Origin of the sequence: Microbacterium sp. Ag1, from assembly GCF_001005635.1 — a bacterium.
Lineage (GTDB): Bacteria > Actinomycetota > Actinomycetes > Actinomycetales > Microbacteriaceae > Microbacterium > Microbacterium oxydans.
In genome coordinates this window covers 1-20,779 of sequence record NZ_LBCR01000018.1, presented here as the reverse complement: position 1 = coordinate 20,779, position 20,779 = coordinate 1, and the positions used below count along the sequence as shown (strand labels likewise).

The 20,779-nt window shown below is 68.0% G+C and carries 23 protein-coding genes and 2 pseudogenes; 11 read left to right on the top strand and 14 right to left on the bottom strand.

Annotated elements, in window-relative coordinates:
* Window positions 1-62: 62 nt before the first annotated feature.
* Window positions 63-434: an ArsR/SmtB family transcription factor gene (locus AAY78_RS01355; RefSeq protein WP_046746577.1), complete on the top strand. Its 372-nt coding sequence runs from the start codon at window positions 63-65 to the stop codon at window positions 432-434.
* Window positions 434-1,687: an MFS transporter gene (locus AAY78_RS01350; protein WP_046746576.1), complete on the top strand. Its 1,254-nt coding sequence runs from the start codon at window positions 434-436 to the stop codon at window positions 1,685-1,687. Before AAY78_RS01355 ends, AAY78_RS01350 begins: the two co-directional genes overlap by 1 nt.
* Window positions 1,688-1,914: 227 nt before the next feature.
* Here the strand turns inward: AAY78_RS01350 and AAY78_RS01345 are convergent, their stop codons facing one another.
* Window positions 1,915-2,223: a DUF6221 family protein gene (locus tag AAY78_RS01345; protein WP_156172585.1), complete on the bottom strand. Its 309-nt coding sequence runs from the start codon at window positions 2,221-2,223 to the stop codon at window positions 1,915-1,917.
* A gap of 282 nt (window positions 2,224-2,505) precedes the next feature.
* On the opposite strand from AAY78_RS01345, the gene AAY78_RS19125 reads away from it, so the two are divergent.
* Both AAY78_RS19125 and AAY78_RS01335 read left to right on the top strand, forming a co-directional pair.
* Window positions 2,506-3,597, top strand: coding sequence for an XRE family transcriptional regulator (locus AAY78_RS19125; RefSeq protein ID WP_052748597.1), 1,092 nt, complete (start codon window positions 2,506-2,508; stop codon window positions 3,595-3,597).
* A complete protein-coding gene (locus AAY78_RS01335; protein WP_046746574.1) occupies window positions 3,594-4,685 on the top strand; it encodes a hypothetical protein in 1,092 nt (363 codons plus the stop codon). Before AAY78_RS19125 ends, AAY78_RS01335 begins: the two co-directional genes overlap by 4 nt.
* On the opposite strand, the gene AAY78_RS19120 is transcribed toward AAY78_RS01335, so the two are convergent.
* Together AAY78_RS19120 and AAY78_RS19115 are read right to left on the bottom strand one after the other, a co-directional pair.
* A complete protein-coding gene (locus AAY78_RS19120; RefSeq protein ID WP_052748596.1) occupies window positions 4,647-5,267 on the bottom strand; it encodes a hypothetical protein in 621 nt (206 codons plus the stop codon). The two genes, AAY78_RS01335 and AAY78_RS19120, sit on opposite strands and share 39 nt — an antisense overlap.
* The gene (locus tag AAY78_RS19115; protein ID WP_052748595.1) at window positions 5,264-5,596 is read right to left on the bottom strand and encodes a hypothetical protein; all 333 of its coding nucleotides are present in this window, start codon (window positions 5,594-5,596) and stop codon (window positions 5,264-5,266) included. The genes AAY78_RS19120 and AAY78_RS19115 overlap by 4 nt, the downstream gene beginning before the upstream one ends.
* A 68-nt stretch (window positions 5,597-5,664) precedes the next feature.
* On the opposite strand from AAY78_RS19115, the gene AAY78_RS01325 reads away from it, so the two are divergent.
* The gene (locus tag AAY78_RS01325) at window positions 5,665-6,312 is read left to right on the top strand and encodes a hypothetical protein (protein ID WP_046746572.1); all 648 of its coding nucleotides are present in this window, start codon (window positions 5,665-5,667) and stop codon (window positions 6,310-6,312) included.
* A gap of 455 nt (window positions 6,313-6,767) precedes the next feature.
* Here the strand turns inward: AAY78_RS01325 and AAY78_RS19840 are convergent, their stop codons facing one another.
* The 4 genes from AAY78_RS19840 to AAY78_RS19105 all read right to left on the bottom strand — a co-directional run bounded on the left by AAY78_RS19840 (window position 6,768) and on the right by AAY78_RS19105 (window position 10,984).
* The gene (locus AAY78_RS19840; protein ID WP_052748594.1) at window positions 6,768-7,319 is read right to left on the bottom strand and encodes a hypothetical protein; all 552 of its coding nucleotides are present in this window, start codon (window positions 7,317-7,319) and stop codon (window positions 6,768-6,770) included.
* A 31-nt stretch (window positions 7,320-7,350) separates the two neighbouring features.
* Complete coding sequence (locus AAY78_RS01315) at window positions 7,351-8,304, bottom strand: DUF3560 domain-containing protein (protein ID WP_046746571.1); 954 nt, start codon at window positions 8,302-8,304, stop codon at window positions 7,351-7,353.
* Window positions 8,305-8,705: 401 nt separating this feature from the next.
* Window positions 8,706-10,055 carry a ParB/RepB/Spo0J family partition protein gene (locus AAY78_RS01310; RefSeq protein WP_179516454.1) on the bottom strand — a complete coding sequence of 450 codons (1,350 nt, stop codon included), beginning with the start codon at window positions 10,053-10,055 and terminating at the stop codon, window positions 8,706-8,708.
* A 374-nt stretch (window positions 10,056-10,429) separates the two neighbouring features.
* Complete coding sequence (locus AAY78_RS19105; protein ID WP_156172584.1) at window positions 10,430-10,984, bottom strand: hypothetical protein; 555 nt, start codon at window positions 10,982-10,984, stop codon at window positions 10,430-10,432.
* A gap of 162 nt (window positions 10,985-11,146) precedes the next feature.
* Between AAY78_RS19105 and AAY78_RS01300 the strand changes: the two genes are divergently transcribed.
* Entirely contained in the window at window positions 11,147-11,368 is a 222-nt protein-coding gene (locus AAY78_RS01300; RefSeq protein ID WP_046746570.1) for a hypothetical protein, read from the top strand.
* Between the two features lie 467 nt (window positions 11,369-11,835).
* On the opposite strand, the gene AAY78_RS19415 is transcribed toward AAY78_RS01300, so the two are convergent.
* From AAY78_RS19415 to AAY78_RS01270, 6 genes are all read right to left on the bottom strand, one after another.
* The gene (locus tag AAY78_RS19415; RefSeq protein ID WP_082108529.1) at window positions 11,836-12,069 is read right to left on the bottom strand and encodes a hypothetical protein; all 234 of its coding nucleotides are present in this window, start codon (window positions 12,067-12,069) and stop codon (window positions 11,836-11,838) included.
* 56 nt (window positions 12,070-12,125) lie between these two features.
* A complete protein-coding gene (locus tag AAY78_RS01290) occupies window positions 12,126-13,010 on the bottom strand; it encodes an FHA domain-containing protein (RefSeq protein WP_046746568.1) in 885 nt (294 codons plus the stop codon).
* The gene (locus AAY78_RS01285) at window positions 13,007-14,458 is read right to left on the bottom strand and encodes a MinD/ParA family ATP-binding protein (protein WP_046746567.1); all 1,452 of its coding nucleotides are present in this window, start codon (window positions 14,456-14,458) and stop codon (window positions 13,007-13,009) included. Before AAY78_RS01285 ends, AAY78_RS01290 begins: the two co-directional genes overlap by 4 nt.
* 9 nt (window positions 14,459-14,467) lie before the next feature.
* Entirely contained in the window at window positions 14,468-15,568 is a 1,101-nt protein-coding gene (locus AAY78_RS01280; RefSeq protein ID WP_046746566.1) for a M23 family metallopeptidase, read from the bottom strand.
* A complete protein-coding gene (locus AAY78_RS01275; protein WP_052748592.1) occupies window positions 15,568-15,990 on the bottom strand; it encodes a hypothetical protein in 423 nt (140 codons plus the stop codon). Before AAY78_RS01275 ends, AAY78_RS01280 begins: the two co-directional genes overlap by 1 nt.
* A 132-nt stretch (window positions 15,991-16,122) precedes the next feature.
* A complete protein-coding gene (locus AAY78_RS01270; RefSeq protein WP_156172583.1) occupies window positions 16,123-16,380 on the bottom strand; it encodes a helix-turn-helix domain-containing protein in 258 nt (85 codons plus the stop codon).
* Window positions 16,381-16,528: 148 nt separating this feature from the next.
* Here AAY78_RS01270 and AAY78_RS01265 point away from each other — a divergent pair, with 148 nt between their 5' ends.
* The 5 genes and pseudogenes from AAY78_RS01265 to AAY78_RS20220 form a co-directional block, all read left to right on the top strand.
* Complete coding sequence (locus tag AAY78_RS01265; RefSeq protein ID WP_046746564.1) at window positions 16,529-17,125, top strand: DUF6668 family protein; 597 nt, start codon at window positions 16,529-16,531, stop codon at window positions 17,123-17,125.
* 5 nt (window positions 17,126-17,130) lie between these two features.
* Window positions 17,131-17,424, top strand: coding sequence for a hypothetical protein (locus AAY78_RS01260; protein WP_046746563.1), 294 nt, complete (start codon window positions 17,131-17,133; stop codon window positions 17,422-17,424).
* Between the two features lie 3 nt (window positions 17,425-17,427).
* The gene (locus AAY78_RS01255) at window positions 17,428-18,177 is read left to right on the top strand and encodes a hypothetical protein (protein WP_046746562.1); all 750 of its coding nucleotides are present in this window, start codon (window positions 17,428-17,430) and stop codon (window positions 18,175-18,177) included.
* A 48-nt stretch (window positions 18,178-18,225) separates the two neighbouring features.
* Complete coding sequence (locus AAY78_RS01250; RefSeq protein WP_156172582.1) at window positions 18,226-19,785, top strand: hypothetical protein; 1,560 nt, start codon at window positions 18,226-18,228, stop codon at window positions 19,783-19,785.
* Window positions 19,772-20,557 (top strand): annotated as a pseudogene (locus AAY78_RS20220) (SCO6880 family protein); the annotation flags it as partial. The gene AAY78_RS01250 and the pseudogene AAY78_RS20220, both read left to right, overlap by 14 nt.
* A gap of 30 nt (window positions 20,558-20,587) precedes the next feature.
* Here AAY78_RS20220 and AAY78_RS20000 read toward each other — a convergent pair.
* Window positions 20,588-20,779, bottom strand: a pseudogene (locus AAY78_RS20000) (transcriptional regulator); the annotation flags it as partial.

The window sequence follows — 20,779 nt, the reverse complement described above, 5'->3', positions numbered from 1 at the left end:
GGGAACTGGTGAGGAACTCGTCCGCAAGGCGTCGACCGATCCTCTCGTGCAATAATCTGCGTATGCATGCAGATTCGAAATGTTCGTTGTCGACGGAGAGCGAGTATGTCGAGCTCGCGGTCGAGGTGTTCTCGATGCTGGCCGACGCGACCCGGATCCGGATCATCCTCGCGCTGCGGGACCAGGAGCTGTCGGTGAATCACCTGGCGGACATCGTGGACAAGTCGGCTCCGGCGGTGTCGCAACATCTGGCGAAGCTGCGTCTGGCGCGAATCGTGCTGACCCGACAGGAGGGCACGAAGGTCTTCTATCGGCTCGCGAACGAACACGCCCGGCAGTTGGTCGCCGACGCGATCTTCCAGGCCCAGCACACCCTCAGCAGCGATCCCGCCCACCACCGCGGCGCGCACCCCGCCCCGGAGGCGATCCGCTGATGCTGCGGGTGCTGCGCAACGGCACCTACGCGAAGCTGTTCTCCGCGCAGGTCGTCGCCCTCCTCGGCACGGGCCTGCTCACGGTCGCGCTGGGCTTGCTCGCGTTCGAGATCGCCGGTGACGCTGCGGGGTCAGTGCTGGGCACGGCGTTGACGATCAAGATGGTCGCCTACGTTGGCGTCGCGCCACTGGTCGCCGCGGTTGTCGATCGGCTCCCCAAGAAAGCGGTCCTGATCGCCGCCGACCTGGTCCGCCTCGCGATCGCGCTGATGCTCCCGTTCGTCACCGAGGCCTGGCAGATCTACATCCTCGTGTTCGTGCTGCAGTCGGCCTCCGCCACCTTCACCCCCGCGTTCCAGTCCCTGATTCCCTCGGTCCTCCCAGAACCCGACGACTACACCCGCGCCCTGTCGTTATCCCGACTTGCCTACGATCTCGAGGCCTTGCTGTCCCCGACGATCGCCGCGGCGCTACTGACGGTGATCAGCTACAACAACCTGTTCGTCGGCACCGCCGCGGGGTTCGCGGGCTCCGCCTTGCTCGTGCTGTTCTCGAAGCTGCCTGCTCACCCAGATGACGGGCCGGCGCTGCCGTTCTGGCAGCGACTGCCCCTGGGCGCGAAAGTATTCGCCCGCACCCCGACGCTGCGCTTTCTGATGCTCACCAACATCGTCGTCGCCGCCGGCACCGCAATCGTCCTCGTCAACTCGGTCGTCTATGCCCGCGGCGTGTTCGGCCTCGACGACCAGGCTCTCGCTCTGGCGCTGGCCTGCTACGGCATCGGATCGCTCGTGGTCGCGCTAAGCATCCCTTTGCTGGTCGGACGGCTCGGCGTTATCCGCACCATGACCACCGGCAGTGTCATCATCGTCACCGGGCTGGCCGCGGCCATCGTCGTCACCTCAGTCGCCACCTCGAACGGGACCGGCTGGTTCGTCCTTCTGGGCACCTGGGTGCTTCTCGGGATGGGAACCTCGCTGGTAAACACGCCCTCATCGAGGCTGCTCGCCGACGCCTCCACACCCGCGAACCGGAATCTCGTCTACACCGCCCAGTTCGCCCTCTCCCACGCCTGCTTCCTGATCACCTACCCCATCGCCGGATGGCTCGGCGCCGCAAACCTCACAGGCGCGGCGATCACCCTCACCGTTATCGCAGGGGCCTCTGCAACTGCCGCCATCGTGCTCGCTGCGATAGGCCGGCTGCGCACCGGCAGTGACCGGACGGTCGCGGCGACCAGCGGCCCGCAGTAATCGGTCAACGGCCCAAAGGCCGATTGAGCGTCATCGCCACGGCCAGCCACCAGCACTCGATTCGCTCCGCCATCGTGCTGTTCCCAAAGGACCGACAATTGTCCCGCAGCCCGCGGGACAACTGTCGGCGCCCCTCGGGCTGCCCACTCGTCTCGTCCGCCGCACCGCTCGGCCGGACGAGCAAAACTAGCGAAGTCTAGGGAAACGCTAGACATCCCTAGACTTCGCTAGATCCGCCAGGCGACCCGGTAGTCGGGATGATCTGCATGAGCGAACGCGAGCTCCCGCAGCACCGCCTCCAGAACCTCCGCCGTCGCAGCGGCGGGAGTGGCGGCGCGGAACATGTCGACAATCCGGCGCTTCGCGGCGCACTCCGCTAACACGCGCTGATAGTCGATCGCAACGATCATCCGCTCCGGATCGAACGCGAACTGCGTCGCCCACACGCAGAACCCGGTATCAGCCGTCGGCGACACCGCCGCGACATGACCCGCGATCCGCTCATCCTCCTCGATCCGCGCCAGCAGGAACGCCACCAGCCCCGTCGATCCCTCCGTCATGGCAACCTCCTCAAGAGCAACCTGCCAGGATCGCACATCTCAAGTTGTCCAACGACTCGTTGGAGAATTTGCGCGATCAACGCCGATGTCGGAGGGGTGCTGCACAATCAGGCATCACCACCGACCCGACTCGCACACGACAGGAGCACTCACCTCGCACCATCAGCCGTTCCTTGATGACACGCCGTCAGACCAATCGGCGAACATGCCCGGCAAACAATGCATTTCTTATGCTAGCCTGGTGGGCGGAGGTGAAGGATGGCGGATGCGGCGATCTCGATGATCACCCTGCTGCGTGAGGCGAAGGGCTGGAACCAGACCGAGCTGGCACGTGAGGCAGGGGTGTCGCAGGCGGTCATCTCCCGCCTGGAGACGGGGGCGCTGGAGCTCACCCCAGATCGCCGGGACGCGCTCGTGAAGGCGCTGGACTGCCCGCCGGAGATCCTCGAGGAGCAGCCCACCGTCCCGGGCCTGGCGATCAGCTGCCTGCACCACCGCCGCCGGGCGAGCACGATGACGGTCCGCACGATGCGGCGCATCGAAGCGCTCACCCACCTGACCCGGCTCACGATGGAGGGCCTGCTCACCGGGATCGCGCCGCGGCCGCAACGCACCCTGGTCCGCGACCCGATCGATCTGGATGGCGATCCGCGCGAAGTCGCTCGTCGTCTCCGGCAACGCTGGGACCTCGGCGACGGCCCGATCCACAACCTCGTCGGCGTCGTGGAGTCCGCCGGCATCATCGTGATCGAACGCCCCCTGGCCACCCCCGGGCAGGACGCCGTCTCCACCTGGCCTGGCGACCAGTCCCGGTTCCCGATGATGCTGGTCACCAAGGGCCTCGCCCCCGACCGGCTCCGGTTCACGGTCGCACACGAGCTCGGGCACCTGCTGATGCACGACATCCCCGGCCCCGAGCAGGAGGACCAGGCCAACAAGTTCGCCGGCGAGCTGCTCGCACCCGCCGACAGCATCCGCCCCGACCTGACAGGGCTGCGCACCGGAGAGTTCCGGCGTCTGCTGACCCTGAAGGAGAAGTGGGGCATGTCGATCGGCGCGCTGATCCGCCGCGCCTACGACCTGGAGATCATCACCGACCGGCAATACCGCGAGTTCAACATGCGCCTCGGCCAGATGGGCTGGCGCAACAGCGAACCCGGCGACGTGGCCGTCGAAACCCCGTCCACCCTGACCCAGATCATCAACGCCCACAAGAACATCCGCCACCAGAGCGTCGCCGACATCGCACGACTGGCGGGCATGACCGAAGACGGCTTCCGCCGTCACTACCTCGGGGAGACCCCGCAACCCGAGAACCTCGTTCCGATCACGTTGGGAGCCGCAACATGACCGACCTCGCACCGCCCTCCGGTCACCATCCCGCCCCGGTTCCCGCCGGGACGGGCATCGACAGCGCCATCCTCATCCACGCCCCACAGTCCAAGGTCGACCGCGTCGCCGCGTTCAGCCGCAACGCCGGCATCACCGCCCTCTACACCGTCGCCGGCGGCAACAAGACCGCGGGCGCCGACAAGCTGCTCACCACCCACCGCTCCATCGCCGGCCCCGACGCGCGGATCCTGTTCGACGCGAACCGCTACTCCGGCAAGAACCGCGCCACAGGCGACGCCCCGCTCAGCCTCGAATGGGTCACCTGGCAGCTCGACCACGGCGCCCCGGTCGCGCTCACCGACACTGGCTACATCAGCCTGGAGAACATCGCCCAGGTCGACCTCGCCCTCGGTCGCGGCGCCGACATCGCCGCCCAGGCTTCGGGGAGTGTGATGACGCTGCTGCCCATCGAGTCCCTCATCCTGAAGAACTCCGCCGAGCAACTGCGCACCGCGATCGACCGCGCCGGCGTCCCCGTCGCCCTCGCCCTCGGCCACAGCACCGACCCGTTCGGCGCCGTCGACACCGTCCGCGGCCTGCTGCACGTGCTCGGCTCACCGGTGAGCATCGCGCTGCTGCGCACCGACCTCTCCGCCGTCGCCGCGGTCGCTGCCGGCGCCCAGTTCGGCGCAGTCGGCACCAGCAGCACCCTCCGCCACATCTGGCCCTCCAAGGGCGGCGGCCGCAGCCCCGGCACCTCCGTGCTGGTCCCGCGACTGATGTCCTACCACCTGCTCGAGCGGCTCCCGCTGGTCGCGGCGCAGGTCCCCGCGGACTACTTCTGGTGCGACTGCAACATCTGCGAAGGCGGCGCGGTCTTCGACCACGTCACCGAGCACACCGCACCAGAACACAGCATCGGATCGATCGCCACGTTCGCGGCGAACCTGCTCTCCGGGACCCGTGAGGAGAACCTCAAGTCGTTCCGCGAGAAGGCGATGAACGCCCAGACTCTGCACTCCGAGATCCAGGTCGAGATGGAAGACGTCCGCTGGGCGCCGGCCCGCTCACTGGACTCCTGGGTGAGGGCCCTCGACGGCCGGTAACGCGCACGGCAGCGCGTCCGACCGGATCGCCCACTCGAACAAACGCTCCTCATACACCCGACGCCACAACGGGCTCAACGCCGAGCCCGCACGCACGCCGGCATCGCCGCCCACATGCACCTCGGTGCTCGACGCGTCGCACACCACCAGCGCCGTCCCCTGCGCGTCGAACTCCTCCGCGACCATCGGAGACCGGCGCGGGAACGCGGGGAACATCCCGATCGTCCTGGCCAGCGACCGCAGCGGCCGCAACGCCCGCCTCGTCGGCGTCGGCGCGCCCACACCGATCATCGCCGCGACCCGCAGCACCGTCGGGCATCCCGCATCCAGCAGGTCGCGCACGGCTTCCGTCGACACCGCCGGACCCTCCATCCGGGTCAGCCGCGCCGACAGCGCGCGCCGGTCCCAGACGACCACCGGATACACGTTCGCGTCCAGGAACGTCGTCAACGGGATCACCGCCGCGCCGGGCAGCAGCGTCGTGGTCGCGTGAGCGGCCGCGGCATCCCGCAGCCCGAGCTCACCCCATGCGCGATCGGCGACGTTCCGGCGGGGAGCCTGAAGCACGTTGGAGATGCTCATGCTGCCCTCTCCGGCTCAAATTGCAGACGAGACCCGGCTAGGACCTCCACGACGGCGTCATTCCGCGGCCGAGCATAGATCGCGCCGCCCACGCCAACCCCGAGAGTCTGCATCACCCACGGCGGAGTCACAAGCTGGCCCACCTTTGACACCATTTGAGCACCCTCCTCACCCTCCTCTGCGCGACGCACACACACCACCCCCTCGGTCACCTCGAACCGCACCCGTCCCGGCACATCGATCCCCGCGGACACCAGCACGCGCCGCGGGATCGACAACTGCCGCCGCGCGCCGATGATCCGCGGCCCATGCACCAACAGCGCACTCATGCCTTAACTTTAAGACGATTGAGAAATAGGGTCCACCGGCGCGCCGATTCGCCTGCCACGCTGGGACGATGAGTACCCCGAGCCAGCCTCCAACCAATGCCGACAGCGTCGCGGGCTTCGACCGCACCATCCCACTCGCCGTCGAAGCTCTCGAGCACCGGGCGCGAGACGTCGAGAGCGTTGCCGGCGCCGGCGACGAGGCGGCCGTGGTGAAGGCATACGCAGCTGCGCGGTTCTTCATCGTCCAGGTCGACGTCGACATGCGCGTGCTGTTGCGCGCCATGGCCGCAGACCCTGCTGCGCGGGTCACGACCGAGAAGCTCCTCGCCCTCGTCCTCCGAGAGAGCATCGAAGGCGTCTACCGAGTCCTAGGAGACCTCCAACGCACCGCACGCACACAGACCGGACGCTTCGCCAACTTCATCGACATCCTGGGGCTCACAGCCGCACAGAACACCTACAAGGCAAGCGTCCGGGATATCGCCGACGACCGACCCTTCAAGGAGACGCTCGTGCAGATCCGCAACGAGGTCGCCGCACACATGTTCAGCGACGATGTCGGTATCGAATCAGCCGCCGCGTGGGTCGTCTCTCGCTCCGTCATGCCCAAGACGGACGATGCCATGTTCAACAGCTTGATCTTCAGCCGCTCCATCCAAGTCCTCCGCGCTCTCCACTCTCTCGACGAGGCACTCGCGACCATCCGCCGAATGTGATCCCGGAGCGGCCACCTCGACCCGCGATGGGTCACATCCACAACTGAGAAGTCATCCGGCAATGCTCACTGCGATTGAGCACTTGCACCAGACCGTCAGCTCGTTCTCGATCATGTCCCTCTTCCTCTCTCGATCAATTCGCTGGCTCGTTCCTGATAAGCGGAGCAGTGCCGCAGCAGCAGGGCCGGAACACAACCGCAGGCGGCGGGGGAGAGAATTTCGTCGCGATGTGAGGGAGCGTAGCGACCGCGTGGCGAAAATCTTGGAGGAGCCGGCCCCGGAGGGGCTTGTGTGGAGGACCGCGGCGGCAATGATGGAGCGTCAGGAACGATGCCCGAAGCCCGATGAATACCGGCGACCCGCAGGGGAGCACGCCCCGACGCGCAGCGGCGCCGGGGGAGTGTGAGGGGGTTGCTCCCCTCGCGCCGTGCCCCGGAGGGCACGGCTAGGGCGGCCTACTGGGTCGCCCACGTCCACGCGGCCGCGGTGATGGTGTCGAGGTCGTCGAGAGCAGCACTGCCGGATGCGGTGACCACGGTCACGCCGTCTGCGCCGCGGCGATCGGCCAGCCACTCGTATCCGGTAACCTCGCGCTCCGGGTCGTCGCTGGCACGGTCGCAGATTTCGGTGAACCCGATTCGGGCATCCTCGTTCTGCTTGTAGAACACCAGGTGCCCGTATCCAAACGTCTCGGGGTCCTCTTCGCAGAGGTCGAGGCCGGGGACGGATGCCGCGAGCTCGTCGAACTCGGCGCGCAGCGCCTCGGCGGGCGTGCGGTGGTGCGCGTCGCCTTCCTCGTCGCTCCGTGCGTGGGCGTTGATCCATTCGAGCGCGGCCGCGGTACGGCCGCAGGAGCGCAGCAGACCGGCGAGGGCGTCGACCTCGGTGCAAGTGAGCGCCTTGGCGACGTCGGCGGCGGCGTCGCCGCTCCAGACCTCCAGGAACCAGTGCAACGGCGTTCCCGGCTCGACGGTCTGAGCGGCTGGGGTAGCGGTGGTCGTGTTCATGGTCGTATCTCCCTTATCCCTTATGCCTCTATTAGTTCTTGGTGATCTGCTCGGCGGTGCGGTGGTCCTGAATCTCGGCGTAGGTGACGCGATCGGTCCAGCTGTAGGCGGTTTCGACGCTGACCGTCTTGGCGTTCACTCGGGCGACCTTGTGCCAGTAGCCGCGGACCTTCACCGCGTCGCCCTTGGCGATGTTGTCGCGGCTGTATCCGGTCGCGCGTCCCGTGGCGATCTGGTCGGCCCGCACCTGCTCCCAGTAGGCGAGCTGGTCGCGCAGCTCGTCGAGCTGCGGCGCGTAGGCGGCTGCCCGCTTGGCCTTCTGCTCATCCGTCGCGGGGCGGTATCCCGTCTCCCGGTCGTACACGTCAGCGACAATCCGGCGTTCGGTGCGGCGAATGTCAGCGCCGATCTTCTCGATGCGGTTGGCGACGGTCACAAGGTTGTAGCGGGCGTCTGTGGTGTGTGCGGCGGCCTCGGCTCGGCGGGCGGCTTCCTCGGCGTCGTTGTGGGCGTCGATGCTCCGGCGCATGCTGTTGTGTGCCTTGTCGATCGCGCGGCGGTGGCGGCCTTCGGAGTGGTGGCCGACCTTGATCGGCTCGCCGCCCTCGGGCAGGCGCGCGACGTCGCTCAGGTGCTTGTTCCATGCGGCATCCGAGTTGGTGGCCTTCCGGTCGGCCTTGGCGTCGAGCGCGGCCACGCGGTCAGCCTGGCGGGCAATCTTCCCGGCCTCGACTTCCGCCGTGCTGCGGGTCGTGAGGTCGATTTCCAGCGGTGCCAGCTCGAACCCTGCCGCCTCCAGAGCTGCGGCGGTACGGGTGATGACGTGATGCTGGGGGAGACGGTCGCGGCTGTTCGGAACGAACCACGCGCCGATGCTCCGACCCCAGCGCCAGCGGTTCGCCTTCAAGATCGCGGCGGACCCGTCGCCCTTGGCAGTGCCCTCGATGATCGTTCCGGCCTCGTGCGTGTGCGTGATGCTCAGCATGCTTCGTTCCTCTCTCCACCTCGTTTTTTTGCCTTGAAGGCACGAATGTGCCGGTCAGGGAGTGCCGCCTGGGGCGACAACCCGAAGGGCGGCGGCGGAGAGAATTTCGGGTGCGATGAGAGGGAGCGGTAGCGACCGCGTGCCCGAAAATCTCGGGGGAGCCGGCCCCGCGCAGCGGGGCTTGCGTGGAGGGTGGCCGACCGTAGACTGCCGCAGGCTTCAAGGCCAAAAAACGTCAGCGCGCGGATGCGCGCTCGAGAACAGTCGGCGCGCAGCGCCGTCGTCTCAGACCGGGCCGGCCTCTGTCGGCGGCCCGGTCGCTGTGCCGACCTCCGTGGCGGCACAGCATGGCCCCGCGCGGTGGCGCGGGGCGGCTGGCTCTTATGGGGATATTGCCTCTATTAACTCTCATCTGAGAGCATCGCGGCGATCTTCTCGACGGGGGACAGCGGGTATCCCCATGTCTGGAGCGTCTGGAGGTAGGTCGCCGTCTCGCTCCGGGGAGAGCGCCAGGTGTCGCGGCTGGTCTGCTGCTCGATGCCGCCGAGGACGATCGCCACGGCGACGTGCGCGGCGCGGGTCGGGTGCGCGGTGAGATATTCGGCCAGCTTGTCGCCGTAGCCGCGCTCGACGCCGAGGAATTCCTGGGCCTGGCCGTTGCCGTGTCCGATGGACTGGCCGAGGTCGTAGCCTCCGGTGGCCAGGATCGTGGCGACGACGCTCATCGCATCCTTCGGCAGGGTCTTGCGGGCCAGGAACGCGGCGACCCACTCGCGGCGCACCGCCTCTGCGGCGTCCCATTCCTTGTTGTTGGCGATGAGCGTCTTACGCTCGGCCTTCTGCTCGTCGGTCATCGGGCCTTTCGCCGCGCCACTGGTGGCACCGGGGCGGAGGATGAGCCCTGCGGCGTCGAGGTCGTCGACGTAGTACGTCACCTCGAACTGCTCGGCATCCCACGCGCGGACGTGCGCCGCGATACCGGTCTTGCCCTCCACGTAGTCGCTGGTGATCCGGTTGCCGCCCTCGTCGGTCACCTGGTGCAGACGGTAGGGGGTCGCTTCCTCCCAGCTCGGGGAGGACGACAGGATGCGGTGCCCCTTGGCCGCTACCTCCGCCTCGACCTTCTCGCGGAGCACGGCGGCGGCTCGCTCGTTGCGGGCGCGCTGCACGGCGACGGGGAAGTAGTCGGGCTGGCTCCCGGCAATCTCGGTGAGGTCAGCGACGGCCTGGGGGTCGTCCTCGAACTCGATCAGCGTCGCGGCCTGGTCGAGGGTCAGCCCGACCTCTGCGACGAGTCGCGTGCCGGTGTCGCTGGAGGCGACAGTCAGGCCGGTCTTGATCGTGTCGCGCTTGGTGCCGGTGCGCTTCGCGATCTGCGTAGCGCTGAGTCCTTCCAACTCCAACTGCCGCCAGGCGTCGAGTCGGTCGCCCTCTCCGAGCGCTTCGCGCTGGTCGTTCTCGACCAACTGCTCGATGATGCGCTGGGCGGTGTCCGTGTCGTCGACGTCGACGACGTAGACGGGCATGGTCGCGAGGCCGACCATCTGGGCGGCGAGGGTGCGGCGCTGGCCGTAGCGGACGTGCACGCCCTCGCTGTCGCGGTAGGCAACGACGGGCTGGAGGACGCCATTTGCGCGGATGCTGTCGACGAACTCTTTCCCGAGGGTGGCTTCGGTGCGCACGTTCGTCGCCACGTCGATGGTCTGGGGGTCAATGTGCTCGATGGTTCCGGGCGTGGTCGTGGTGGTCATGTTCATCCCTTTCCCCTCCACGTTTTTTTGCCGTGAAGGCACGAATGTGCCGGTCAGGGAGGGCGTGCGCAGCGTCAACACGGAGTGCGGTGGGGGAGAGAGTTTCCGGTGCGATGTGAGGGAGCGCAGCGACCGCGTGTCGGAAAGTCTCGGGGGAGCCGGCCCCGCTCGCGGGGCTTGCGTGGAGCGTGACCGACCGTAGACTGCCGCAGGCTTCACGGTAAAAAACGGCGCCCCGCAGGGCGCGAAGGATCTGCGGCCGTCAGGCCGTCCCCCTGGTGTTGAGGTCGGCTGTCCATCCTTGTGGGCGAGTGGAGCCCGCGTCAGCTCGGGTCGTCCACAGGTGGTCAGGCGGCCGCTCGGTGTGGGGCGGGTCAGGCTTTGGGCCGGCGCACCTTGGGGGTGCGCGGGAACTGGCGGTGCATCTGTGCCAGGATCGCGTCGATTTCGGGCTGCTGGGCCGCGATGCGCTCGCGTAGCTCGGCATCCGCAGCTCGTCGAGCGGCGGAGTCGACACGGTGCCGCTCGCGCTCGGCCTCCGCTCGAGCGCGGGGTGCCAGCTCGTCGACGGCGATCGTCTTGCCGATGAGCCAGAACAACCAGGCGAGCGGATCGCGCTGCTCGGCCGGCTCGACGTCGGCCCGCATGCCGGCACGGTAGCGGTCGACGTGTTCGAGGACCTGGTGCGCGGTCCAGCCGCGCTCGACGAGGCGATGCCTGGCGATCGCGTCGCACACCTGGCCGATGTGGCGGCCGCCGATCCACACGGCGTCGCTGCGACCGTTCGGTGTCCGCACGTAGACGCGCTGCGGCTGCGCGCGGGGGGTCCGCAGGAGCCGGGGCAACCGGTCGACGAGCTGCGCGGCGAACTGTTGGACCGCGAACGGCCAACGAGGCTGGGCCTCGACCGTCTCAACCACTCCTGTCATAGCTGGTCGGCGCGGAGCGCCGGCCTTTCGCGCGCCTCGGGCGCGCTTTGGTGAGTTCTCTGTAACGGGAGAGGTTTCGTTAACTGGTCCCGAGAGGGGTAGGGGGGTGCCGTCCACAGAGTGAGGGATCGTGAGCGCTCGTGTGGAGGCGGCTGCGCGCTGGTGCTCTGCGCCAAGCGCACGAGCTTCGGCCAGCTCGTCGAGGGAGAGGCGGTTGCGGCCGCGGGCGCACTCGACGACGAGGCCGAGCCGGGAGAGGAAGCGCATGATGCGCTTCACTGTGGCTTCGGCGTAGCCGATGCGTTCAGCGACGGTGGCGTGGGAAATGGCGACGTCGCGGCCTGTGGAGCGGTCTGCGGCGGCTGCCCACTGCCGCGCGGCTGAAAGTACCGTGCTGGGGCCTGCGACGCGCAGACGGCGACGTAGAGCCTCCACGCTGGGGAGGGCCAGAGCGAACTCCACGGCGTGCAGCCAGTCGGAGGGCCGGCAGACCGGCACAGCGGCGTAGACGCCCTCCTGGGGCGTGAGCATGAGCCCGCGGCCGCGGTTGCGCGGCCCGCGGGTTCCTCGGCGGGCCGGAGGCCGGTCAACGGTTGACCGGTCGTGCACGGGCTCGGCGGGGCCTGTCGGCCGTTTGGGGGACACGTCGCGGCGTGTCGGAGCCGATTGCGCGTGGAAATAGGCGGCGTTGGGCGTTATGATGAAGTCACCTTCCTGGCATGGGTAGGTACAACGAAGCCCCGGCTCCCGGCCGGTTCTTCCTCACATCGCCTTCATCTGTTCCTGTCGCCAAACTTCGACAGATGAGGCACTTCGAGTTTCGAGGCCCGCCCCTGGCGGGCCTCATCTCGTTAAGCGGCGTCGATAGGCAGCTCCCCGTCGTGAAGCTCCTGCTCTGGCCAGGTCACGGGCAGGCCGCGACTGGTCAGCTCCAGGTGCTCGATGATGTGCTCGAACATCACGGCCGACGAGACAGCTGCTTGATCCGCGAGGCGGTCAAGCCGTTCTTTCGCGCTGCGCTCGACGACGTAGCCGAGCGGCACTGGGTCTACCAGTGAGCCGCGAGGACGTCGACGAGGGGCCATGTGAGCGAGCGTAGTTCTATGCCAATGGTTAACGTCAGAGTGACACGCCGGGGGGGTCAACCTTGGGTTGAGGGTTGTTCGCGGCCGGTGCGGCTCTGGAGCTGCACGGTGGTGTCTCCGAGCTGAAGACGTGCGCTGGCGGCGATGATCGTCGGCGTGTGGGGGGACAGGGCTTGGCCGTCGACGTATGTGCCGTTGCTGGAGCCGTGGTCGGTGACGATGAGCCTGCCGGCGTCGTCGACGTCGACGAGCGCGTGGGTGCGCGAGACTTCGCGGCCGGGGCTGGGGAGCTTCACGGGAGTGTGCCCGTCGATCGCGTCGGGGTTGCGGCCGAGAACGGCCGGAGCCGGCGTCGTGATCGTCTCGCCGCTGTCGAGCTGCACGATTAGCTGCGGCCGCGGTGCGCGGACGAACACGGTGTGCTCATCGACCTCGGGCAGCGGCGTAGCTGTGCGGCGGTATTCCGGGGCAATCGCGGCGGGCACGGTGGCCTGAGTCGCCGGGGGCGGAGAAACGGGAGAGCGTGGGGGAGTGTCGCTGAGCTCCACGCGCAACGGCTGTTCGCTGCCGCATGCGCCGCACGTGGCAGCGGTGATGATGACGAGCTGCTGGCACTGCCGGCACGGGCCGTTGACGGGGGTCAGTCGGGACGCATCAGCGATCGTGTTGCCGGTGTCGATCGGCTGGACGACGCCGTTGGGCCGCACGGCGATGCGGTAGCGCTGTCCGGCCTCGTCGACGTCGACCGCGACGGGTCGCGAGAGTGTGTCTGCGAGGGCGGCACAGCGAGCGATGATGCCAGCCCGCATGCCCTCCACGGTCGGGGAGGCGCAGCCCTGCGGTGCTCCGTTGATGCGGAGCACCGCAGAGACGTGTTGGGCCTCGGATCGAATCTCGACCTGGATGCGGGGCCAGGTCCCGACCTTCTGAGCTTCGGTCATCCGCGCGGCGCTCCGTTGAGGCCTCCGGCGACCGCTGCGCCCGCAGCGAGCCATGCGCGCTGCGTGGCGGGTCGCAGGCTCTCGTAGGTGATCTGCCCGTCGACGAGGGCAGGATCGTGTGGAATCATCACCGCGGCGCGCGTGAGGGCGCTGTACCCGTTGGCGACGTGCTGCATGTCGGCACGGGTGGCCTTGGGATCGGCCTGGGTGATGACGGTGACGGCATCCCGCGCGAGACGGGCGGAGCGTGCGTCACGTGTAGCTAGGTCCTCCAGGAGCAGTGCGCCGGCTTCCGCGTGATCGTCTCGGGTCGTCGTGGAGACGACGAGCTGGTCTGCCAGGTCGATCATGCGCAGCCACATCGGGTCGCTCTCATCGTTCCCGCTGTCAATGAAGATGAGCCGGTAGTACTTCGCGGCGACGGCGTGGATCGCGTCGACGTCGGTCGGCGTGATGCGCTGTTCGTTTGCCCGGGCGGTGGGATTGGAGCGCAGCACGTCGAAGCGGTCGCTGGTCTGGTGGTGCACGAAGTGGGCGAGGTCGGCCGCCTGTGCGCCCGTGCCGAGCAGCCGTTCGGCGTGGGGCAGGAGGTCGAGCAGCGTGCTGGCGTGCGGACCTTGTTCGGTGCGCCAGCCGAGCGTGCCACGGGTCTGGTTGTTGTCCCATGCGAGAACGCCTGCGCCTCCGTACCGCGCGAAAGTCGCGCTCAGGAGGATGGTCGCGGGCGTCTTGCCGGCGCCACCCTTGCCGTTGACGACGGCGATGGTACGGGGGCCAGGCCAGTGCTGGCTCACGGCGCGCTCGTCGGCGCGCACGGCGCGCTCTGCGTCGCTGGGTGCCATGCGGATGCCGGCACGGGTGAGCGCCCCGCGAATGCCCGTCGTCGCGGGCTTCTCGATCTGCTCCTGGGTGAGGAACGACGTGCGCACCTCGCGACGGGTCACGGGAGCCTCTGTCGTCCAGGCGGCCGCTCCTGTGGCCTCTGGTGCGACTGTGGGGGCCGGCGCTGCGGTCGGTGCGGGCAGCGGCGGCCGCGGCGGCACATCGACTGCAGGAGCCGGTTCGGCGGCGACTGCAGGAGCGGGCGACGGTGCGACTGCAGGCGGCGCAGCTTCCGTGGGAGCGGGGACGTCGGTGATGACGTCCTGGGCGGCGGCGCGGGCCGCGCCTCGAGTAGTGGTCGCGGCAGGTGGGCTGGTGTCCTCGCTCACCTGTGCGTGTTCGTCGACGATCAGGTGATAGGTCGGCTCGACGCCGCCTGTCGTGACTTTCACGGGCCGGCCGAGTGCACGGGCCTGGTCGGCGGCGAGCTGCATGAGCTGGGCGCGGGTCTGGTGCACATCGGGCGTGGTCACGTCGTGTCGTCGTCCCTGCACGATGAGCGCACCGGTTCCGTCCTCGTGGGTGAGGGCTTCGATTCGGGGGAAGTTTGCTGCTTCGCTGGTCATGTTTGTCTCCTATCCGAGGGTGATGCCGACTGCGAGCATGAACGGCTCGGGGTCGACGGCTTCGCCGTTGATGTGGACCTCGTAGTGCAGGTGGCAGGCGGATGAGGTTCCGCTGCTGCCGACTTTGGCGATCTGCTGGCCGCCGACGACTTTGTCTCCGTCCTTGACGAGGATTCCGTCTGCGTACATGTGGAGGTAGACGGTTTCGACCCCGCCTCCGTGGTCGATGACGATGGTGCCGTTTCCTCCGTATCCGACGCCGAACCCGGTCGCGACGACGGTGCCGGTCTGCGCGGCCCAAATGGGCGCGTCGCAGCCGGGGGCGAGGTCCGTTCCACGGTGGAAGGAGCTGCTGAGGCCGTTGGGCGTCATGACGGGTTCGCGGGGGCCGAAGTTGCTGCTGATCGGTCCGGCAGCGGGGGCGGCCCAGCCGTCTTTGTTGACGGTTCCGGGCACGAGGCTTTCGCCGTTGCACACCTGGTCGCCGGTGCCCTCGGTGAGGCCGGTGTCGACGCCGGCGAGGGCTTCGACGATCTGCACGGCGGTGTCCCAGTACTTCTCGTAGTGGTACGGGTCGGCGTTCACCTGCGTGCGGTGAGCGACGAGAGTGGGCGCGAGTGCCTGTCGCTCGGGGTCAGGGACCTTCTTGACCATCGCGTCGTAGAACTTTGTCGACGTGATGTACGGGTCCATGCGCTCGGCCGGGGTACCCCAGCCGTCTTGCTGCTGGAATAGGCCGATCGAGGTCGTGGGGGTGCCGTCCGGGTTGCGGACGCCGTTCGTCTCCCAGTCGCCGTAGTCGATGTTGACGAGCGAGGATTCACCCATCGCCGTCATGACGCCGATGGTCTGATCGCGCACGCCCAGACCTTTGTCTGCGCCGGCCTTGATGATGTGCGCAGCGTTCACGAGCTGATCGTGACCATACCCACCGACCTCGATGTTCGGCACGGTATCGGGGTCGATGCTCACACTGGTTCCTGGCCCGCTCTCGGGGTTGCACGCGAGTGCAGCCGTGGCGAAGAGAGGGATGGAGAGGATGCCACCGAGCAGGAGCGCCGGCACGAGGATCGCGACGACGGGTCCGAGCTTCTTGTTGTTGTCGCTCATCAGCGCACGCCCTCGGGCGGGGTGAATCGGGCGACGAGCCAGGGACTCGCGCCGTCGAGGCGCGTGAGTATGAGCGTGTAAGGGCCGACGTCGGTCGGCACGTCGATGTGCACGACCATGGCGCTGGTGTCATCGGTGATCGAGCCGCTGCCGGTGACACGGCTGGCGGGTACGACGGATGCCTGCACGTAGGCGTAGTCGGTGCGGGCCTGGGGTGTCAGGAGCGGGGAAAGCTCCTTCCACCAGGTGTCCTGATCGAGCGCGGGGCGGGCGAACGCGGCCATAGCCGCGTCCGCCGCCTCGATCGCTGCGGTTCGGTCTGTGTCGCTCCAGGTGGCGACAGGGACCGGGGCGATGGTCTGCCCCGTGTCCTCGTCGATGTATCCGGGCGGCACGGTCGGGAGGCCGGAAGGGTTCGGCATGCTGGGTGTGACCGACGGAGAAAAAGTATCTGTCGGGTATGTGTTCGGGTAATCGCTGGCGTTCGTGCATCCAACGGCCGTCAGCGCCACTAGCGCTACGGCCGTGATCGCCGGCCACACTCGTTGCATGAATCAGTCCTCCGTTGTCTGCTGCTCCCGGGTCGACCCCCGCCGCATCTGGTCCTTCAGCTCATCGCGAATGATGATCCACCCACCTGCAACCTCGTAGCCGGGGATCTTCCCGGCTTTGAGCATGCTGTAGACCCCCTGCGGGGTCTTGCGCACGAGAGTGGATACCTCCTTGACCGTCAACGTCTCAGGGAGATTCGCGAAGAGGGCATCGAGCGCGTCGTGGGGGCCGCCCATCACACGGTGCTCTCTTGTTCGCATGCCACCAGACTATAACAGAACGTACTAAACATGGGTAGACGGTTTGGTGTTGGGGGGAGACACCTAAACATATTCATCTTGCTCCAATCGTGCTAGATGGGTTAGTGTGGGGGGGAGACCACAATTCATTATCGGGGGGGTCATAACGATGAGCGAAGGGAATCCGTGGGTCAGTCGCCCAGCTGTGGAGCCGACGCCAGTTGAGCCGCTGATCGAGCGGTCAGCGATTCCGACCGGTCCGACTGCTCCGCAGCTCGGCGTGCCTGCGCCCGAAGCGGCCGACCGACTGCCTTTCCAGTACGTCGGCCACTGGTCGCCTCTCTGGATCGTCGGTGCACACGGTGGCGCGGGTGAGTCCACGCTTGCCGCACTGATCCCGGGAGCGACCGTCACGGATCACCACTGGCCTCAGCAGGCCGGTGGCGTCGTCCGCGCTGTTGTGGTCGCTCGGTCGAACCTGCGGGGCCTGGCCGCTGCTCAGGTGGCCGCACAGCAGTGGGCGTCGCGCCTTGTCCCGGGCGTCGACCTGCTCGGCCTTGTCGTCATGGCCGATGCCCCTGGCAGACTTCCCCGCCCGTTGCGCGACCGCTTGCAGGTCGTCGCGGGCGGGTACGCGCGCACCTGGACGGTGCCGTGGATTGAGACGTGGCGATCGAGCGAAGTCGACTCGGCCGCCGCCCCGCGTGAGGTCCGTCGCGTCGTCGACGAGCTGACCGCACTCGCGAACACCCAACAGAAAGGATGAGGCCAATGCCTCTGATTGACACCCTGCTCACGGCAGCGGCACTGCTTCCGGCCCAAATTCCGGACCCGGGCCCCGTGCAGCCTCCCGGGACTGGCGGCTTCACGACCGTTATCTCCTGGGTCAAGTGGATCGGTTTCGCCCTCGCTGGCGTCGCGATCGTCATTGTCGCGATCCGCATGTTCTTCAACAGCCGCCGGGGTGAGGGCGGCGAGCACGCCGGCGCGCTCGGCTGGATTCTCGGTGGCGTCATCCTGATCGGTGGCGGCGCCGGTATCGTCTCGGCGCTGATGGGCGGTTAACCCATGTCCCTCGACGACGAGACGACTCAGCAGAGTCCGTTCCGCCGCCCCGGCTGGATCGCCGCGGCGGTGGTGGTGGGCCTGCTCATCGTTGCCGCCCTGGTGGTTTGGATCGTCAGCTCGGTGTCGTCCTCGGACGACCCCGAGCCGGCTCCGCAGCCGTCCGAGTCGTCGACGTCCGCCCCGGCCCCCTCGGAGGGGGCTGCGGGCGGTTCGTCTATCTGCGGGCTCGACGTGGTGGAAATGACCGGCACGCTCGACACGGCCCCTGCGACGACCTGGGACTACGCCGGCACCACACCGTTCCCGGTGTCCGATGAGTTCGGCCCTGCCGACACGACGGACGCTGGTATCAAGATGTGCTTCGCTCGGACGCCCGAGGGTGCCGCTCTCGCGGCCTCTGTCGGGGTGGGCTACCTGCTGAACGCCGACACGGTGCAGCCGTGGCGTGAGTACGCGCTGGCTGCCGGACCCATCCGCGACCAGCTCCTGAACACGCCGTCGACCTCCGAGTCGTCGCCCGAGATTCGCAACGAGGTCACGGCGTTCCGCCTTCTGAGCTATGACGGCGACTCCGCTCGAGTAGACGTCGGCGTCACGGTGACCGGCAACGGAAAGACCGGCTACCTGTCGGCTGTCATCCCCCTCATCTGGGAGGACGGCGACTGGAAGGTGAACTACTCGGAGAGCGACCTGACAGCGCGGCCCGCGCAGCTCCCGAATCTCGCCGGCTACATCTACTGGGAGGGATGAGGACACATGTGCTCGATTGTTGACTGGGTTGGCTGCGGCGAAGACATCGTGAACTCCGTCGTTGGCGGCGCGATTGAAGACATGGCGAACGCCGTCATCGAGGGCGTCGGCAAGGTCATCGCGTCGTTCGGGACGATGTGGGTCAACATCGGCACACCCGTCCTCACGGGCGGCGACGGCGGCTCCGCGGCAGGTGCGGACGCCGGTTTCTCCGCTCCGGTCCTCCAGGTGCTCGGCTACATCACCTGGATCGGCTACGCGGTCGCGATCATCGCGATAATCGCACTGGCCTCGATCACGACCGTTAAGGTTCGCCGCGGTGAGGGGCTGCTGGCCGTAGGACGGCTCGGCATCATCCTCGCCGCGGTGATCCTCATTGGTGGCGCATCCGGTCTGGTTGCGGGCCTTCTGCCGAGCGGCCCTGTCGGTGCCGGCGGCGCGGTCGCATTCCTCCAGGGCTCGCTCTGGTGGATCATGCTCGCGGTCGCGGTCGGGGCCACGATCGTCGGCGCAATCCGCATGGCAGTGACGATGCGCGCGGAACCCGGCAAAGACGTGTTCTTCGGCCTCCTGCGGCTTATCGTGGTCGCCGGGGCAGGCGTCGGTATCGTGGCCCTGCTCGTGCAGGCGGCCGATGCCTTCTCGGTCTGGATCATCGATCGTTCGACCGATTGCAACCTGGCGAGCGGCGACAGTACGTGCTTCGGTCGGAACATCAGCAATCTGCTGGTGCTGACCACGACGGGAACGGCGGGCGCACCAGGTCTGGGTGCACTGCTCGTCATCATCCTGGGCGTCATCGCGATCATCGTCGCGGTGGTGCAGATCATCCTCATGCTCGCTCGCGGCGGCATGCTCGTGGTCCTGACCGGCATCCTCCCGCTGTCGGCCGCAGCCGCGATGAGCGGTGAGTCCGGCAAGGGATGGTTCAACAAGAACGTGGCCTGGCTGGTCGCGTTCATCCTCTACAAGCCCGCGGCGGCGATCATCTACGCGGCCGCGTTCCAGCTCGCCGGAACCGACGTTTTCAAGGACGACGGCACGGGCCTTATCTCGGTCATCACGGGCCTCATGATGATGCTGCTCGCGCTCGTCGCGCTGCCGGCGCTCATGCGGTTCGTGACACCGATGGTCGGGGCTATGGCAGGCGGCGCTGGAGGCGGCATGCTCGCCGCGGCCGGGGTAGCTGCCGTCCCCAGTGGCGCAGCACAGATCGGCCGTCTCGGCGGCGGTGCGGGCGGAGGCTCGACCGCTTCCCCGTCGACGGCTGGCGCGACCGGCTCGACAGGCACGGCCGGGTCCACTGGCTCGGCTGGTTCGCAGGGCCAGGCCGGGGCTGCTGCTGCCGGTCGGGGGGCCGCTGCCGGTGGTGGAGCTGCGGGCGGTGGAGCTGCCGCAGGTGGTGGAGCCGCCGCCGCTGGTGGTGGAGCCGCCGCTGCGGGCGGTGGTGCCGCCGCTGGCGCATCTGCCGGCGCGGCCGCAGGCCCGTGGGGGGCCGCTGCGGGCGCAACGGTCGGTGCGGCCAAACAGGTAGGCGATGCAGCGAAGGGCGCTGCACAGAAGCTAGGCGATCAGGCGACAGGAGAGGGTCCAAGTGGCAACCGTTGAACCGTCGAGCCGACAGGCTCGGACATATGGGAACTGGCACAAGGGAATTTCGGCCGGCCTTCTAGGCCTCGGCGCGGTCGGCACTGGTCTGCTGCTCGTCGGCATGCTCGTCGTCGTCCTCGTGTTGATGACGCGCGGCATGCTCGACGCGGCGATCACCGCCGTGGTGATCCTGCTGCTGCTCGTCCTGCTGATGGTGCGTGACTCTCACGGGAAGAACGCGCTGTCGCGGATCTCTGAGCGGGCGGGTCACGTCGTCTCCCGGTCGAAGGGCGCGAATGTCTACCGTTCCGGCCCTACCGGCCGCACGCCGTGGGGGACCAACCAGCTCCCCGGCCTCGCGTCGACGATCCGCCTCAGCGAGCACCGCGACTCCTACAATCGACCGTTCGCGCTCCTGTTCCACCCGGCCACGGCGAACTACAGCATCGTCATCGGCACGGAGCCCGCCGGGGCCTCGCTCGTCGACGCAGAGCAGATCGACGTGTGGGTGGCCGACTGGGGCCACTGGCTCGCGAACCTGGCCGATGAGGCCGGGGTCGAGTCGGCCACGGTGACGATTGAGACGGCTCCCGATTCGGGCACACGTCTGCGCCGTGAGGTCGAAATGAACATTGACGAGAACGCACCCGCGTTCGCTCGAGAAATGCTCGTCGAGGCCGTCGACCGCTACCCCGCGGGGTCAAGTGTCGTGCGTGCCTACGTCACGATCACATTCAGCGCGGCCGCCCGTCAGGGCGGTAAGCGTCGCAAGCCCGACGACATGGCGCGTGAGCTGGCATCGCGTCTGCCTGGTCTAGACGCCGTCTCCCGAGGTGTAGCGGATGCGCACGACGCGCTGCTCCGACATCGCCTCCTCCAGCGCCGACCGGACCGCGCGCGACGGCGACGGGGGTGCGTCGACCCAGACGCGGTGGGCGAGCTCGTCCGCACCGGCGCGGGTGCGCGGGTCGAGGACGTCGATGATCTTGCTCACGGCGGCTGCGGCCAGATC